14 protein-coding genes are annotated in these 14,820 nt (G+C 62.1%); 9 read left to right on the top strand and 5 right to left on the bottom strand.

Annotated elements, in window-relative coordinates; genetic code table 11:
* Positions 1–44 precede the first annotated feature (44 nt).
* The gene (locus B0G76_RS21690; protein WP_310793944.1) at positions 45–1,577 is read left to right on the top strand and encodes an efflux transporter outer membrane subunit; all 1,533 of its coding nucleotides are present in this window, start codon (positions 45–47) and stop codon (positions 1,575–1,577) included.
* Positions 1,578–2,816, top strand: a complete 1,239-nt coding sequence (locus tag B0G76_RS21695) for an HlyD family efflux transporter periplasmic adaptor subunit (RefSeq protein ID WP_120294370.1) — start codon at positions 1,578–1,580, stop codon at positions 2,814–2,816.
* Positions 2,817–2,847: 31 nt separating this feature from the next.
* On the opposite strand, the gene B0G76_RS21700 is transcribed toward B0G76_RS21695, so the two are convergent.
* The 3 genes from B0G76_RS21700 to B0G76_RS21710 all read right to left on the bottom strand — a co-directional run bounded on the left by B0G76_RS21700 (position 2,848) and on the right by B0G76_RS21710 (position 5,546).
* Complete coding sequence (locus B0G76_RS21700; protein WP_120296649.1) at positions 2,848–3,390, bottom strand: hypothetical protein; 543 nt, start codon at positions 3,388–3,390, stop codon at positions 2,848–2,850.
* 96 nt (positions 3,391–3,486) lie between these two features.
* Entirely contained in the window at positions 3,487–4,134 is a 648-nt protein-coding gene (locus B0G76_RS21705) for a response regulator transcription factor (protein ID WP_120294371.1), read from the bottom strand.
* Positions 4,135–4,136: 2 nt separating this feature from the next.
* Positions 4,137–5,546, bottom strand: coding sequence for a cache domain-containing protein (locus B0G76_RS21710; protein ID WP_120294372.1), 1,410 nt, complete (start codon positions 5,544–5,546; stop codon positions 4,137–4,139).
* Positions 5,547–5,831: 285 nt separating this feature from the next.
* On the opposite strand from B0G76_RS21710, the gene B0G76_RS21715 reads away from it, so the two are divergent.
* On the top strand, positions 5,832–6,029 hold the full coding sequence (locus B0G76_RS21715) for a DUF3311 domain-containing protein (protein ID WP_074286653.1): 198 nt from the start codon (positions 5,832–5,834) through the stop codon (positions 6,027–6,029).
* A complete protein-coding gene (gene mctP / locus B0G76_RS21720) occupies positions 6,026–7,507 on the top strand; it encodes a monocarboxylate uptake permease MctP (protein WP_120294373.1) in 1,482 nt (493 codons plus the stop codon). Before B0G76_RS21715 ends, mctP begins: the two co-directional genes overlap by 4 nt.
* Positions 7,508–7,578: 71 nt before the next feature.
* Here the strand turns inward: mctP and B0G76_RS21725 are convergent, their stop codons facing one another.
* Positions 7,579–8,385, bottom strand: coding sequence for an IS5 family transposase (locus tag B0G76_RS21725; RefSeq protein WP_120294374.1), 807 nt, complete (start codon positions 8,383–8,385; stop codon positions 7,579–7,581).
* Positions 8,386–8,987: 602 nt separating this feature from the next.
* Between B0G76_RS21725 and B0G76_RS21730 the strand changes: the two genes are divergently transcribed.
* Positions 8,988–10,001: a hypothetical protein gene (locus B0G76_RS21730; RefSeq protein WP_120294375.1), complete on the top strand. Its 1,014-nt coding sequence runs from the start codon at positions 8,988–8,990 to the stop codon at positions 9,999–10,001.
* A gap of 47 nt (positions 10,002–10,048) precedes the next feature.
* Positions 10,049–11,458 (top strand): DUF2252 domain-containing protein, encoded by a 1,410-nt coding sequence (locus tag B0G76_RS21735; protein ID WP_120294376.1) that lies wholly within the window; start codon positions 10,049–10,051, stop codon positions 11,456–11,458.
* 101 nt (positions 11,459–11,559) lie between these two features.
* Here the strand turns inward: B0G76_RS21735 and B0G76_RS21740 are convergent, their stop codons facing one another.
* Positions 11,560–12,417: a polysaccharide deacetylase family protein gene (locus tag B0G76_RS21740; RefSeq protein WP_120294377.1), complete on the bottom strand. Its 858-nt coding sequence runs from the start codon at positions 12,415–12,417 to the stop codon at positions 11,560–11,562.
* Positions 12,418–12,655: 238 nt separating this feature from the next.
* On the opposite strand from B0G76_RS21740, the gene B0G76_RS21745 reads away from it, so the two are divergent.
* From B0G76_RS21745 to B0G76_RS21755, 3 genes are all read left to right on the top strand, one after another.
* Positions 12,656–13,420, top strand: a complete 765-nt coding sequence (locus B0G76_RS21745) for an SDR family oxidoreductase (protein WP_120294378.1) — start codon at positions 12,656–12,658, stop codon at positions 13,418–13,420.
* Positions 13,421–13,587: 167 nt separating this feature from the next.
* Positions 13,588–13,809, top strand: coding sequence for an oxidoreductase-like domain-containing protein (locus B0G76_RS21750; protein WP_120294379.1), 222 nt, complete (start codon positions 13,588–13,590; stop codon positions 13,807–13,809).
* Between the two features lie 50 nt (positions 13,810–13,859).
* Positions 13,860–14,729: an NAD-dependent protein deacetylase gene (locus B0G76_RS21755; RefSeq protein WP_120294380.1), complete on the top strand. Its 870-nt coding sequence runs from the start codon at positions 13,860–13,862 to the stop codon at positions 14,727–14,729.
* Positions 14,730–14,820 lie beyond the last annotated feature (91 nt).

A 14,820-nucleotide genomic window follows, 5' to 3' on the forward strand; every position in this document is an offset into this window, starting at 1 on the left:
GGCGAGCGCGCAATGCCTGGTACCTGGAATTCATGAGGCAGCCTATGCAATTTCCCATGCCACGCGCCTGGCCGTTGCTGCTGATTGCCGCCGCGCTGACGGGTTGCGTGAGCGATTCGGGTCTGCACGCGAACGTCAAGCCGCTCAAGCCATCCGCCGATGTGCTTGCGCAGACCATCGGGCCAGGCGCGAACGGCGCATGGCCTGCGCCCGACTGGGTCAAGCGCTATCACGATCCGCAGCTGGATGAATTGACCGCCGAAGCGTTGCAGAACAATCCCGACCTGCAGATCGCCAAGGCGAGAGTGGGCGCCGCGCAGGCGCAACTTGAACAATTTGCTTCGCTCACCGGCCTCACCGGCACGGCGGGCGCGACGGTGAGCAAGGCCCGGTTGCCGCAGCCGAAAGACGCGGCTAACGTGTCCGTCGGCGGTCAGCAGATTCCCGTGCAGTTGTTCAACGATCCGGAAGTCTCGCCGGCCGCGGTGTTCGCCGGTTTGAGCTACCAGCTCGACCTGTGGGGCAAGAATGCCGCGCTGACCGGCAGCCTGCTGTCCACGCGCGACGCGGCACGAATCGATGCGGAGCAGGCGCGGCTCACGTTGACGGTCGCGCTCGTGACGCTTTACTGTGAACTCGACGGCGCTTTCGCGATGCAGGACATTCTGCTGCAAAAGCAACAGGCCGCGGATAACGTCGATACCGTGTTGCGCGAACGTGGCGCGCGCGGCATCGATAACGCGTATGACTCAGCCGACGCCGCGCTCAAGCGGAGCCGGCTCGCTTCACAGCATGCGCTCAACGACGAGCGCATCACACTGACCGAATTGCAGATCGGCGTGCTGACAGGGCGCGGAGCGGAGCGGGGTCTGTCGTTGCATCGTCCGCAACTGGCTGCGGCGGCCGACGCACCGATGCCCGCGCAACTGCCGGTCGACCTGCTGGGCCGTCGGCCCGACATCGTGGCGGCGCGTTTGCGGGCCGAAGCCGCGCTCGCCAACATCGACGCCACGCGGGCGCAGTTCTATCCCGACGTGAACCTGGTGGCCTTTGCCGGGCTAACCGCATTGACGCCTGCCGCGCTGTTCTCGCGTGCGGCGCTGACCGGTTCGGTGGGGCCGGCGATCTCCTTGCCGATCTTCGACCGGACCCGGTTGCATGCACAACTCGGCGGCGACTACGCCAATGTCGACGCCGCGATCGGCCTTTACAACAAGACCGTCGACGAGGCACTCGGCGAGGTCGCGCGCCAGCTGACTTCGCTGCGTACGGTCGATACGCTCACTGTTGAACAGACTCGCGCAGTCGAAGCGGCCTCGCGCATCGTGGCGATCGCCGAAGAGCGGCATCGTCGCGGGATCGGCATGCAGAAGGACGTGACGCTCGCCGACCTGTCTTTGCTCGACGAACGCGCGCAGCAGATCGATTTGCAGGGCCGCCGCAGAATGCTGCAGGTCTCGCTGGTCGGCGCGCTCGGCGGTGGCTTCGACGTACGCAAGGTGGCCGGCGCGCCGATCTCTCATTATCAGCCGACCTTTTCCTCTCACGCACGCATCACGGATACGCACTTCGACTGAATGCACAACGATAAACAGGCACAGCATGCAGCCGGCTGGACCCAGGGGCTGGCAAACCCGGCGGACCCCGCAGGCATAGCGAGCGACGCGCACGATTCGAAGCGGGCGGCGCGGCGGCGCCGTTTTGCCGTTTTCTTCGGCGTGGTGGCGCTCGGCGGCGTGGCGTGGCTGACGTATTGGGGTTTGAGCGCGCGCTTCTATGAAGAGACCGATGACGCCTACGTGGCGGGCAACATCGTGCAGATCGCCGCGCAGATACCCGGCACGGTCACCGATATTCTGGTGGACAACACACGGCAGGTGCGTGCGGGCCAGCCGCTTGTCAAACTCGACGACGCCGAAGCGGCCGCCGCGTTCGCGCAGGCGAAAGCGCAACTGACGCTCGCCGTGCGACAGGTGGCGAACGCGACGATCTCGCGCAAGCTCTACGTGCAATCCATCGACGCGCGCCGCGCCGAACTCGCCTTGGCGCAGCGTGCGCTGGCGGCGCGCGATCATGCGTCGGTGGAGGTCGTGTCGCCGGAGGAATTGGCGCGCGCCCGCGAAACCGTGGCCGTGGCGCAAGCGAATCTCGCCTCGGCGCAAGTCCAGCTCGATGCTGCCCGCGCGCTCGGCGGAAAATTTCCGGTCGAAGCGAGCCCGGCGGTTCTGCAAGCCGCGGCGCAATTACGGCTCGCTTATCGGAATCTGCAGCGCACCACGGTCGTGTCTCCTATCGACGGCACGGTTGGACAGCGTTCGGTGCAGATCGGCCAGCAGGTCGGGCCGGGGCTCGCCCTCATGTCGATCATTCCGCTTGAGCGCCTGTGGGTCGAGGCGAACTTCAAGGAAGGCCAGATTCGCAGCATGCGCGTGGGTCAGCCGGTGCGCATCGTGTCGGATGTGTACGGCTCGCAGGTCGTGTATCAAGGCCGCGTTGAGGGCTTCTCGGCAGGCACGGGCAGTGCGTTTTCGATGCTGCCCTCGCAGAACGCGGCCGGTAACTGGATCAAGGTCGTGCAGCGCGTGCCGATCGTGATTTCGCTCGACCCGGCCGAACTCGCGGCGCATCCGTTGCGGCTTGGCCTCTCGATGCAGGTGTCGGTGGATACGCATCTGAGGAGCGGCCACCTGATCGACAACGATACGGCGGCGGCCACACAAAGCACTCGTGTTCACGATAACGTCTCGCGCGACGCCGATACGCTGATCGGTCAAATCATTCGGGACAACAGTGATCGCGGCGGTGCCACGGATTAAATTGGCGTTCTGCGCCACTGAGACGCCGTGGTTAGTTGCCCGGATCAATCACGGGTTTGTCCGGGTCCGCAAGCGTTTTATAGGGTAGCGACGCCGCGTGCGGGTTGGCTGTGGTGTCGTCGATCACGCGATCGACGTCCGCGGTTTTCGCGAGCTCCGCGAGGAATGTTTTTTTGTCGAAGCCCGGCGCGACGCAGCCTTGCACGTAGATAAAGCGGCGTTGCAGCGTGAGCCACAGCGTCGACTGTTCGCGCCAGTGCATCGCGTAGTTGATATTGGCGAGCCGCCGTTGGACTGCGTCGGCAATTTCCGCGTCGTAGAGATACGCGTTCGACAGACGGCAACGGCCTTCCACCCAGCAGCTATTGCCACGTTCGATCCGGTAATGACTCTCGTCGAGCCATTCCTGCTCGGTTTCGAGTGGGCCTAAGGGCACCGGGCATTCGCTGATTGCCTTGGATATCTGAAAGAACGGGTCGTGGCCGTGGTTGATGCGCGGCGTTTCGGCGTGGGCGTGCGTCGCGGCCATGCAGATCAGCAGACTCGCCAGGTGCCCCTGGATCAGGCGTTTCATCGTCTTGGGCTCCGGAATGTTGAGCATGTGAAAGACGGATCGACGGTTTTGATTCTCGACTAGCTAGTGGAGATTATGCAGCGGCGGCGCAGGATATCACCGGCTTTTACGCCGATTTTCGACGGCGAACTTGATCAACTCGGCCTGACCTTCGATATCGAGCTTGCGTTTCAGATTCAGCCGATGCGTCTCTACCGTGCGCACCGACAGATCATTGCGTTGAGCGATCTGCTTGCTCGAAAGACCTTCCGCGAGCGCATCGAGAATATCGCGCTCGCGTGGCGTGAGCCGTTCGATCGGCGATTGCGTCGCCGATGCCTGAATCAATCGCGCACCCAATCCCGCACTGAAAAAGGTCTTGCCTTCCAGCACCGCGCCGATTGCCTGAATGATTTCGGTGGCGGGCGAGTCCTTGAGCACATAACCGCTGGCCCCTGCGCGCACCGCCTGGGTCACGTATTCGAGGTTGTCGTGCATGGAGAGCATCAGTACGCGAATTGCCGGAAAGCGCTCATGAAACATGCCGGCCAGTGCGATGCCGTTCATCCCGTTCATGCCGACGTCCATCAACACCAGATGCGGCTCGTGGGTGGCGGCGAGCGCGAGCGCTTCCTGCGCATTGCCCGCTTCGCCGACAATCTCGATGTTGCGCACGGCTTCGAGCCGGGCGCGCAAACCGTCGCGTACCAGCGGGTGGTCGTCGATCAGAATCAAACGTGCTGTGGCGAGCGATATGTCGTTCATGGTCAGAGTTCCTGCAAGGCTGGCGATCGGGGCGCAGACGCCGCCACTGGCACGCGCGCGGTCACGATCGTATGACCGGGTTGCGATCTGAGCGACAGCTTGCCGCCCAATGCGCCCAGCCGCTCGCGCATATTGCGCAGGCCCACGCCCGCGCGTGGACTGACGAGTGCGTGTGGCACGTCGAAACCGCACCCGTTGTCGGAAATCGTCAGCGTGACGGCGTCGTTCGAGATTTCAAGCGATAGCGCCGCGCTCGACGCGTGTGCGTGCCGCACGATATTCGTCAGCGCTTCCTGGGCGATACGGAACAGCACTGTGTTCACCGCTTCCGGCAAAGAGGCTGCATGCGTGTGCGCGATCTGCGTGAAGCCGATCTGGATGCCGGACTCGTTGCTCAACTCACGCGTGAGCTGTTCCAGTGCGGCCGCTACGCCGAGGTCATCGAGCATGGACGGACGCAGTGCGTGAGAAATGCGGCGCACTTCACGCAGGGTATCGCCAATGCGCGCGACGCTGGTCGATAGCGCGGCTTCTGCTGCGGGCACGCGCACGTCGCTGCGTTCGAAGCGCGCCAACGCCGATTCGAGCAGCAGCTTCACGGAGACCATCATCTGGCTGATGCCGTCGTGCAATTCACGCGAGAGGCGCGCCCGTTCGTTTTCCTGCGAGTCGACCACCTGCTGCGCGAGGCGCTTCAGTTTTGCATCGGCACTGCGGTATTCGGTGACGTTGAGCACCAGTGCGCACACTGCGATCACGGCGAGTCCGGCGAGCGCGATGGCGTCGATCCAGCGCATCGTGCGATCGATGTTGGCCGCCGCGCCCTGGTCGATGTGCGCGAGCGTGGCGTCGACGTCGTCGAGATAGATGCCGGTGCCGATCATCCAACCCCAGCGTTCGAGCGGCACCACGTAGCCGAGTTTCGACGCGAGCTTACCCGTCGACGGACGATGCCACACGTAACGCACATAACCGCCGCCCCGCGAGGCCGCGGCGAGCAGTTGCTGGATCGTCGGCGTGCCTTGCGGATCGCGCAGCGCCCAAAGGTCACGTCCCACCAGGTCGGGCTCGCGCGGATGCATCAGCGAACGGCCGTGCATGTCGTAGACAAAGAAGTAGCCGTCCTTGCCGAAATCCATCTTCTCGAGAATGTCGAGCGCGCGCGTGCGCAGCATCGCATCGTCGCGCGCGTTGTCGCGGCCGACGTCGTAGAGCGGGGCGATCGCCGTGGTCGCGAGTTCGACGTAGTGCTTGAGCTCGATCTCCTTGCTGGCCATGTACGCGGCCTGGGTGGTCGCGTGCTGTGTTTCGGCGAGCGCCGTGGCTTCCTGGCGTACACCGATTTCAATGCTGGCGATGGCCGCCAGAAAGGGCACGATCGCCAGCAGGACAATCTTTGCTTTGAGTTTCATCGTAGAAAGGACTGCCGTCGAGCTACGTAGTTATACGTAGCCGGCTTACGTAGTTGCGCGCTTGTGAGGACGCTCACGAAGGCGAATACTACATCCCCGCAGCGTGCCGCGCCTTCTGGCGTGCATCGTTGTGGCGGCGCCTTGTCGTGGCATTCATGCTGGCCCGGCATTTGTCGCGCAAAAAGCAGGATCCGGTTTTGACGTCTAATATCTGGTAACCGGTTTTCCGCGTGCCCGGCCGCAAGCCCTGGCGCGCGGTTTCAATAATAGACTTAGGAGAAGTTCGTGGAGACCTCCCCATCCGCCGGCCGTTCATGGCTATGGCTTATCTTGTTGATCCCGTACATCGCGTTGTTGTGGCTGCCGTTTTATAACGACACGCGCCCCTCGTTCGCCGGCTTTCCGTTCTTCTACTGGTATCAGTTCTTGTGGGTTCCGTTGACCTCGCTACTGATTTATGTCGTGTACCGAGGTGTCAAATGAACGATGTCAATCCTGTGAACCCGGTCGCGATGATCGTCTTTATCGCGTTCTTTGTACTCGTCACCGTGATCGGTTTCTTTGCCGCGCGCTGGAAGCGGGGCGACCTGACGCAATTGCACGAGTGGGGCCTGGGCGGCCGCCAGTTCGGCACGGTGATTTCGTGGTTCCTCGTGGGCGGCGACTTCTATACCGCCTATACCGTGATCGCGGTGCCCGCCCTGGTGTATTCCGTGGGGGCGTATGGCTTCTTTGCGCTGCCGTATACGATCATCGTCTATCCGTTCGTGTTCGCGGTGATGCCGAAACTGTGGAAGATCGCTCAAGCGAAAAACCACATCACGGCAGCGGACTACGTGCAGGGTGAATACGGCGGCAAGTGGTTTCCCGCTGCAGTCGCGATCACGGGTATTGTCGCGACCATGCCGTATATCGCGCTGCAACTGGTGGGCATGCAGGTGGTGATCAAGGGGCTCGGCGTGAGCGGCGAAATGCCGTTGATCGTCGCCTTCGTGATTCTTGCGCTGTACACCTATGCCAGCGGCTTGCGGGCGCCGGCGATGATCGCGTTCGTCAAGGACATCATGATCTATATCGTCGTGATCGCGGCGGTCTGGTTGATTCCGGCGAAGCTCGGCGGTTATGCGCATGTGTTCGATGCGGCCGATACGTATTTCAAGGCCAAGGGTGGCGCAACCGGGATCATTCTGAAGCCGGCGCAGTTCACTGCGTATGCGTCGCTGGCTTTGGGGTCGGCGCTGGCGGCGTTCATGTATCCGCATACGATGACGGCGGTGTTGTCGTCCGCGTCGGCTAATACCGTACGCAAGAATGCGATTTTTCTGCCGGCGTATACGTTGTTGCTGGGGTTGATTGCCTTGCTTGGCTATATGGCGATTGCTGCAGGCGTGCATGTGAAGTCGGCGTCTGATATGGTGCCCGCGCTGTTCAATACGCTGTTTCCTTCGTGGTTTGTTGGATTTGCGGCGGCGGCAATTGCCATTAGTGCGTTGGTGCCTGCGGCGATCATGTCCATTGGCGCGGCTAATCTGTTCACGCGGAATTTGTGGCGTCCTCTTGTCTCGCCGGATATCACGCCTCAAGCTGAGGCTTCGACCGCGAAGATCGTTTCTCTGGTTGTGAAGTTTGGGGCGCTGTTGTTTATTGTGTTTCTACCTACGCAGTATGCGATTGATTTGCAGTTGCTGGGTGGGGTGTGGATTTTGCAGATCTTCCCGGCGATTGTGTTTTCGCTTTATACGCGGCGGTTGAATACTTCGGGGTTGTTTCTTGGGTGGCTCGTTGGGATTGTGCTTGGCACCGGGTTGGCTGTTTCGCAAGGGCTTAAGCCAGTGTTTGCTTTGCATATCGGTGATGCTACCTATCCGCTTTATATTGGGTTGATTGCGTTGGCGGCTAATATTGTGGTTAGTTTTGTTGTGTCGGTTTTGTCGCCGCGGAGGGTTGGGGTGGTGATTTGATTTTTTTTGGGCTGGCGCTGCTGGGGTGTGCGCTTGGTGGTGTTGGCCTTTTCTTGCTTTGTTAGAGGGTGTTAGGCACTTTTGTTAAGGGTTGCGAAGTGGACAAGCATAAGCACGGCGAATACGACGAAGTGCAAAGCAGCCAAGGTTTCGGGCAATCGCTCGTAGTCTCTGGCCAGCCGGCGGAAGCGGTTAAGCCAGCCGAAGCTGCGCTCGACCACCCAGCGGCGCGGCAACAGCACGAAGCCCTTTTTCGCCTCCGACAGCTTGATTACCTGAAGCTCGATTCCTTCGTCGAGTGCCGCCTGCGCAGGCTCTTCGCCGGTATATCCCTGATCGGCGAACGCCACCTTGACCGTCTGGCCCGTGGCCTGCTGAACCTGACGTGCCAGTTCTCCGACCTGCGCGCGTTCCTGTTCGTTGGCCGGCGTAACGTGCACAGCAAGCAATTGCCCCAAAGTATCAACCGCCATGTGGACCTTGCTACCGCGTTTGCGTTTGTAGCCGTCGTAACCGGCGCGAGGTCCACTTTCGCAGGTCGACTGCAGCGTGCGCCCATCGAGGATGACCGCGCTGGGCTGGCCCTGTCGGCCCTGCGCGACCCGGATGATCGAACGCAGGTCGTTCACCATGGCCTCGAAGCAACCCGCCTGAATCCAGCGTTGCGTCTGCTGGTAAACAAGCTCCCACGGCGGAAAATCATTTGGCAACAGACGCCACGGAGCACCCGCGCGTACGATCCAGCGCAGCGCGTTGAACATCTCGCGCAGTTCATAGCGGCGCTGCGGTGCGTCCTTGTTCATCAAGGTCAGGTACGGAGCGGCGAAGTACCACTCTTCATCCAATACATCCGTGGGGTATGGCCTGCGTTTTTTCATCCTGCCAGGATACCAGGTCCGACAAAAAGTGCCTAACACCCTCTAGTGGTCTATTAGCGTCGCCCCTGTGCGGGGCCGGCACTTACTTTCTTTGCAGCCGCAAAGAAAGACAAGCAAAGAAAGCGGCTCAAACCGCTAATTCTTAAGCGGGTCCCCCGCGCAGCCACGGTAGTGGTGCATCTGGAATCTGTGTTTTCGCACATTCCGCTCCGGTGACAAGGCAGTCATTCTTCCAGCGGCGCTGCGCGCGCCGATCCGTACTTCAAAAGACATCGGGCACCGCCCGATGTCCGCTTTCGTCGATTGGCATGGATACGCAATCCGTTAATCTGTCCAGTCGGTTTCGGTAGTTCTATTCCTCTGGTCGTTTGTCGTTGCGTGTAATCATTCGCGGTTTATCACTGGCTCGGCGCTGGGGATGTCGCTGTCGGGCTTGTTTATTCGAATTGCTTGAGTTCCATTTTTGCCGATTGGTCTGCTAGCATGGTGAACAATTTATAACGGCTGCCAGTTGGCACGTTCACTGCGACGGTCCTCCGATCGGCGGGCCGCCAACGCACGAACGCCAGCGGCGGCAGAGAGCGATCAGGAGATGCAACTCAATGCGGGTTTTGAATTCTGCTCCTAACCGTAACCTGGCCATCAAGGCGGCTTCCGGCATGGCCGGTCTTGTTCTTCTCGTCGGATCCAATGGCGCTCACGCCCAAGAGTTTTCCCTATTCGGCGGCGGTTCGCGTGCAGGCAATACGAATACGTACACCTGGGCAATCAACTATCAGGAAGGGCTTGGGCAATACTTTGCCGCGAGCTTCACTTGGCTCAATGAAGGACACATTCCAGATCATCACCGCGATGGCCAGATGATCCAGCTATGGGGTCGCATTCCTGTCGGAAATCCACAGTTCGTTCTGCAAGCAGGCGTCGGTCCATACCGGTACTTCGATACCACCACGGCCGTGCAAGGCGGAAGCTATTCGGACACGCACGGCTGGGGCGTCGTATATAGCGTGCGGGCGGCGTACTACGCGTCGAGCCAGTGGATCACGCAACTTCAGCTAAATCGCGTGCATGTGCAACGCGGGCCGGATGCAACCAGCGTCATGTTCGGCGTCGGCTATCAGCTCGATGAGCCAGGCACGCCCGGTCCGCGTGACTGGCCGATTGGCAGCTCCCACAAGGTCACCAACAACGAAGTGGCGGTCTACCTCGGCGAGACCATCATCAATTCAACCAGCTCGCCGACCGCGCTGGGCGGTGCGATCGAGTACCGTCGAGGCCTTGCGAAATATCTCGACGTGACCGTCGGCTATCTTCACGAAGGCAGCAGCAAGGTAGCGCGCCGCGACGGTATCACCAGCCAGCTGTGGGCGACCCGCGCGTTTCTCGATGACAAGGTCACGTTGGCGCTCGGCGTCGGCGCTTACTACGCAATCAACGAATATGAAAATAGCCTGACGCCGGGGCCGGGCGCCGGGAAGTTTTCCGGCATCGTGACGATCGCCGGCTCGTATCGTCTGACCGATCACTGGGACGCGCGGGTCGAGTGGAACCGTGTCGTCACACGCTATGATCGCGATTCAGATGTGATTTTCGGCGGTGTGGGCTACCGTTGGTGATTTCTTGACCCGATAGTAAAAACTCACACAATAAAACGGAGAAGAGCATGAGAGCCAGCACCATCGCCGAACGGGAAGCCCGTGGCCGCGCCGCCCGCGAGCACTCGAAACGGTCGAGCCATCGTACGGTCGGCGAATTGCATCGCAACCCGATCGGCTTGCTTAAGCAGAGCAGCGAGGGGCGGGTCGAAAAGCTCGTGCCGCTGCGCTACGGGCGCATGGCTGTGTCGCCTTTCACGTTCTTTCGCGGTACTGCGATCATTCAGGCTCACGACCTGAGCCTCGTGCCCGACACCGGTCTCACCATGCCGATTTGCGGCGACGGTCATCTGATGAACTTCGGCGGGTTCGCCACGCCGGAGCGTCAACTCGTATTCGATCTGAACGACTTCGACGAAGTCGCAACGGGTCCCTTCGAATGGGACTTGAAACGCCTGACCGCGAGCCTCGTGGTCGCCGCGCGTCACATGCGCTTGAGCCGCGGCACCGCCGAGTATCTGGTGATGACCGCCGCCACCGAATACCGCGACCGCATGGCGCAATACGCGCAATGCGGCGCGCTTGAACTCTGGTACGACCGCATCACCTTCGATCTGATGGCCGAGACGGCCTTGACGCCTGAGCGCCGCCGCATTGTGCGCCGCGGCATGGAAAAAGCCGCTAACCGTACCCATGAAAGCCTGCTGGAGAAAATGGCGGAGTTCGATGGCAACCGCTGGTCGATTCGCGATGCGCCGCCCGGACTCTTTCATGTGCATGGCGCCAATACGCTGTTTTCGCCCGACGACGACTGGTTCACGATCGGCAATTGGGACAAGTTGATCGAGGGGACGTGGGCCGAATACGTGAAGACCTTGTCGCACGACCGCCGTGAACTGCTCGGTCATTTCACGGCGCAAGACCTGGTGTTCAAGGTGGTGGGCGTCGGCAGCGTGGGGACGCGCTGTCTCGTGCTGTTGAACGTCGATCACATGGGCAAGCCGCTGTTCATCCAGATCAAGGAAGCACGGCCATCGGTGATCGCCCAGTATCACAAGTCGCCGGCCCTCAAACATGAGGGCGAGCGGGTGGTTCGGGGGCAGCGCATGCTGCAGGCGGCAAGCGACATTTTTCTCGGCTGGGCGAGCGGACCGACCGGGCGCCATTTCTACTTCCGGCAACTGCGCGACATGAAACTGTCGGCGAACATCGAGTTGTTCGATACCGACCTGCTGGAAGGCTACGCGAAACTCTGCGGCTGGATCATGGCGCGCGCGCATGCCAAGGCGAGTGGCCAGGCGATCGAAGTCAGCGCCTATATCGGCCGTGGCGATCAATTCGCGGAAGCGCTCACCGGCTATGCCACCAGCTACGCGGACCAGGTGGAACGCGATTACGACGTGTTCCTGAAGGCCTGCCGCAACGGCGAACTCGAGGCGCGCACGGACGACGACATGGCGGCGGATTTCCGCGTGTAACAGCGGTATTTGTGTGGCCCGCCGCATGTCGGCCGGCATGCAGGCCGCAGGCAGGCTGCATGCCTGCGGCCGGGCCGCGTGGAGAGGATGCCCGGTTTAGTTTAGTCGTCGATACGCGCTTCGCGCAGCGTAACGAAGCGTAAATGCTTTCGGCGAGCGGCGTCGATCACGCGCGGCAGGACGGCAAGTATCAGCGGTTTGCCCTCGACGGTGAGGGCGGCGTTGCCGTCGTGCAGCAGCAGAATGTCGCGCGGGGCAAGGCCGTCGAGCAGCCGATGCGCAACCACCTGCGGATCGCGCTCGCGCGTGTCGTAGCCGCGCCGCGTCCAAGCCGCGAGCCGCAAATCGAGTTTGCGCAGCACGGGTTCGAGAAAGATATTGCGCAATCCCGCCGGAGCGCGAAAGAACATCGGCCGCTCGCCGCTCAATGCCTCGAAAGTGCGCTGCGCCGCCTCGATCTCGCGGGTGAGTGCGCCGGGAAACGTGACCGAAAACGTGTGCACGTGAACCTGCGAATGGTTTTCCAGCGCATGGCCGCGCGCGACGATGTCGCGTGTGAGCTCGGGGTAGCGTTGCGCTTTCGCGCCGATACAGAAGAAGGTGGCGCGCACGTCGAACGCGTCGAGCAGATCGAGCACTTGCGGCGTGACGATCGGATCGGGACCGTCGTCGATAGTCAATGCGATTGCGTCGGCGTTGCGCGGCCCGGCGGGCAGATGCGTCCAGTTCGGGCCGAGCAGCGAGGTGCGCGGCAACAGACCGGCTACCGTGAAAATTGCGTGATTCGCGAAGATCGCGGCCAGCCACCATGGCCACGCGGCGGGCACCAGCAGCCATCCGGCCAGCACGAATACGTGCCAGGCAGCGGTGGCCGTGAGCATCGCGGGATAGCCGGTGCGCGGCCAGCGGCGCTGCGGCGCAGCCTCGCTGCTTTGCGGCGGCGTGAAGAGTTCGTTCATAAAGCGTGCTTCCTGTCTTCCTTCCCCCGTCCTGGGAAGGCCTTGAGTTGCGCGCGTGACGCACAACGGCAAACGATACCATTGATGCTCGGTTCAACGTTGTTGCGGACGGTAACCATAAGTAATGAAAGCGCGCTGAAAGACGTCATGCTTTGCGGCGGCCGCTACGTTGGATTTGTGACAGACCATCCGCTGTTGTATGGTGCTAAGGCCTTGGAAACGGAGCAGGAGACGCGTTGTGACAGGAACGGGAATCAGGAAAGTGGCGCTGGTGACGGGCGCGGGCAGCGGCATCGGCCGGGCCTGTGCGCTCAAGATGCTGGAGCACGGCTATAGCGTCGTACTTGCCGGCCGCCGTCAGGCGCCGCTCGACGCCGTGGTCGAACAGGCGCGGCAACTGGGCGGCGACGCGCTCGCCGTGGCCTGCGACGTGACCGACGCCGACAGCGTCGCCGCGCTGTTCGACGCCACCCGCGCGTGGCGCGGCCGGCTCGACGTACTGTTCAATAACGCGGGCCGCAACGGCTCGCCCGTGGATATCGACGAACTCGATATCGGCGAATGGCGCTTGGTGGTCGACACCAATCTCACCGGCGTGTTTCTCTGCACACGGGCCGCCTTCGGTCTGATGAAAACGCAGACGCCGCGAGGCGGCCGCATCATCAACAATGGCTCGATTTCGGCGCATGCGCCGCGGCCGAACAGCATCGCTTATACGGCGACCAAGCACGCGATTACCGGCATCACAAAAGCGGTTTCGCTCGACGGCCGCAAATACGACATCGTGTGCGGGCAGATCGACATTGGCAATGCCGCGACGGAAATGGCCGAGCGGATGGCGCGCGGCGTGCCGCAAGCGAACGGCGAAATCGCGGTCGAGCCGTTGATGGATGTGCAGCATGTCGCCGACGCGGTGCTGCATATGGCGGAACTGCCGTTGTCGGCGAATGTGCAGTTCATGACCATCATGGCGAGCAAGATGCCGTTCGTCGGCAGGGGCTGAGCGCAGCGCCAGGCGTTCGCGGCGCGAGCGGGTTGAGCGGGTTGAGCGGCAGCGAAGGTCGTGGGGCGTGATCTGAAGGCGCGGATTCAGGCCGAACCGGCGCCGCGCGCGTTGCGGGCGATCAACTTATACTGAGCGCTTCCCGCCTTTCGACAAAGCGATTCGCCGTGCCCCGTGCCTCACTTAAGGACGACCCGCAGCCGGTGCCGCCCGTGCAGCCCGAGCTCGAGGATTGTTGTCATAGTGGCTGCAATCCGTGTGTATTCGATCTCTACGATGAAGCGTTCGAGCGCTATCAGCAGGCGCTCGCCGAATGGCAAGCGCGGCAGGCGATACGTACGGCACCGACGGTGCGTACCCCGCAAAGCAAATCGCGCACGCGCCGCTGAACGGCGATTCAGGCCCTACACCAAAGCCGCAGCCATACCCAGTCCCCGTCATGACCAACCCTCAGCCCGCGCACATCGAACCCTTCAACGAATCGCACACTCTGGACGACCTGCATACTTTCGTGCAGCGCTATCCGCGTCTATTCGTGCTGACCGGCGCGGGCATCAGCACCGACTCCGGCATTCCCGGCTATCGCGACGACAACGGCGAATGGAAGCGTTCGCCGCCGATCACGCTGCAGGAATTCCTCGGCACGGCCGCGATGCGCCGGCGCTATTGGGCGCGCAGCATGGTCGGCTGGCCGGTGGTGGCCGACGCGCAACCGAATGCCGCGCATACCGCGTTGGCCCGGCTCGAGGCAGCGGGCCATGTGCCGACGCTCGTCACGCAGAATGTCGACGGCCTGCACCAGCGGGCAGGCAGCCGCGAGGTGATCGAACTGCATGGCGGCATTGACGGCGTGACGTGCCTGGACTGCGGGATGCAGCATTCGCGCGCCTCGATCCAGCAAACGCTCGAAGCGGACAATCCCACGTTGCTGAACGTCACCGCGGAAACCGCCGCCGACGGCGACGCACATCTGGAGTGGCACGATCTCGACACTTTCCGCATCCCGGCGTGCACGAACTGCGGCGGATTGCTGAAACCCGCGGTGGTGTTCTTCGGCGAAAGCGTGCCGTGCGAGCGCGTCGAAGCGGCTTCGCATGCGCTCGACGTGGCGGATGCGGTATTGGTGGTCGGCTCGTCGCTGATGGTCTATTCGGGCTACCGTTTCTGCGTGTGGGCGCAAAAGCAGGGCAAGCCGATCGTCGCGATCAATCTCGGGCGTACGCGCGCCGATCCGCTGCTCTCGCTGAAAATCGCCGCACCCTGTGCCGACACGCTGACCGCGCTCGCGGGCCGTCTGGCGCTGGACTGAGTACGCTGCTCGAGTCGCGCGGGCCACGTAAATCGCCGATAATTCTCATTCCAGGCAGCGCCACGCTCACAAGAAGCACCCGCCACACCAA

The sequence above is a fragment of the Paraburkholderia sp. BL23I1N1 genome, assembly GCF_003610295.1.
Taxonomy (GTDB): Bacteria; Pseudomonadota; Gammaproteobacteria; order Burkholderiales; family Burkholderiaceae; genus Paraburkholderia.

Excerpts from the sequence above, each read along its gene's own strand:
- B0G76_RS21710 (WP_120294372.1), bottom strand. The coding sequence starts at position 5,546 with ATGAAACTCAAAGCAAAGATTGTCCTGCTGGCGATCGTGCCCTTTCTG.
- B0G76_RS21735 (WP_120294376.1), top strand. The coding sequence starts at position 10,049 with ATGAGAGCCAGCACCATCGCCGAACGGGAAGCCCGTGGCCGCGCCGCC.
- B0G76_RS21740 (WP_120294377.1), bottom strand. The coding sequence starts at position 12,417 with ATGAACGAACTCTTCACGCCGCCGCAAAGCAGCGAGGCTGCGCCGCAG.
- B0G76_RS21755 (WP_120294380.1), top strand. The coding sequence starts at position 13,860 with ATGACCAACCCTCAGCCCGCGCACATCGAACCCTTCAACGAATCGCAC.
- B0G76_RS21695 (WP_120294370.1), top strand. The coding sequence starts at position 1,578 with ATGCACAACGATAAACAGGCACAGCATGCAGCCGGCTGGACCCAGGGG.
- mctP (WP_120294373.1), top strand. The coding sequence starts at position 6,026 with ATGAACGATGTCAATCCTGTGAACCCGGTCGCGATGATCGTCTTTATC.
- B0G76_RS21705 (WP_120294371.1), bottom strand. The coding sequence starts at position 4,134 with ATGAACGACATATCGCTCGCCACAGCACGTTTGATTCTGATCGACGAC.
- B0G76_RS21725 (WP_120294374.1), bottom strand. The coding sequence starts at position 8,385 with ATGAAAAAACGCAGGCCATACCCCACGGATGTATTGGATGAAGAGTGG.
- B0G76_RS21700 (WP_120296649.1), bottom strand. The coding sequence starts at position 3,390 with ATGAAACGCCTGATCCAGGGGCACCTGGCGAGTCTGCTGATCTGCATG.
- B0G76_RS21690 (WP_310793944.1), top strand. The coding sequence starts at position 45 with ATGCAATTTCCCATGCCACGCGCCTGGCCGTTGCTGCTGATTGCCGCC.
- B0G76_RS21730 (WP_120294375.1), top strand. The coding sequence starts at position 8,988 with ATGCGGGTTTTGAATTCTGCTCCTAACCGTAACCTGGCCATCAAGGCG.